Annotated in this window: 1 protein-coding gene; it reads left to right on the top strand. The window is 59.8% G+C overall.

From position 1 onward, the window contains the following. The coding region (locus BVH01_RS25060) for a hemagglutinin repeat-containing protein (protein WP_256562826.1) at positions 1 to 1046 on the top strand (1046 nt) is incomplete at both ends.

Below are 1046 nucleotides of genomic sequence, written 5' to 3'. Positions count from 1 at the left end.
CAAAGGTGAGAACACTGTCAGCCAGGCATCGAGCACGCTCAAGGCGGTGGACTCCGTCAGCCAGTTCCTGGCTGGGCCAACGTTCGATGCGCACTTCGGTAGTACCAGCCAACGCCAGAGCGTCAGTCAGACTGTGGTTGGAAATCGCGCTTCGACGTTGGAAGCGGGTAACGACATCAACCTGGAAGCAGGTAATGACGTTCAGGTACGTGGCGCTCAGTTCCATTCCGGGCGTGACATCAATGTCACTGGCCGGGACATCGTGCTTGATGTCGCCCGTGGCGAGCAAAGCTATGACAGCCAGCAGAGCCAGGGTAAAGGTGGAATTGTTGGCGGCACGAGCGGAGGTTTCAAAGTCGGTATCGGCGGCAGTCGTGGCGTAGCGGGTGAAGAGGGCAGCCAGGGAACCGCCAGTGCCGCGGTGCTCAATGCCGAACGTGACGTCAACCTCAATGCCCGCAATGACCTGAACCTGATTGGTACGCAGGTTCAGGCAGGGCGCGATATCGACCTCAAGGCCGGTAACGACCTCAAGCTCAGTGCCGCTCAGAATGCCAGCCATAGCGAAAGCACTCGCCGCAGCGGCGGTGGCGAAGTTGGCTTGACCTTCGGCTCCGAGGGCGTTGGTGTGTATGTCAGCGTCAACGTCGGCAAGGGCGATCTTGAACGCGAAGGTCAGCGCCAGCAGGAAGCCTATCTGTATGCCGGTGATCGCCTGAACTTCACCAGTGGCCGAGATACCGCCATCGGCGGGGCCCAGCTGAGTGGCGACGAAGTCATTGGCCGTGTAGGGCGTGATCTAACCGTGACCTCACTCCCTGATACGGGGAAAGTCAAAGGCAGGGAATTCGATGTCAGCGCTACCGCTACATTCGGCCCCGGAGCCGGTTTCAGTGCTTCGGTTGGCTACGGCGAAACCACGGGCTCTACCGAGTGGGTGGAAAACCAAACCCGTATTGTCGCGCGTGATCGTCTGGACATCCGCACCGAAGAGCACACGCAGCTCGATGGCGCACTGATTGCCTCCAACACCGGCAACCTCAAAC

The sequence above is a fragment of the Pseudomonas sp. PA1(2017) genome (assembly GCF_001945375.1).
Lineage (GTDB): Bacteria > Pseudomonadota > Gammaproteobacteria > Pseudomonadales > Pseudomonadaceae > Aquipseudomonas.
The sequence above is the reverse complement of the archived record's forward strand: the minus strand, read 5'-3'. Positions and strand labels throughout refer to the sequence as shown.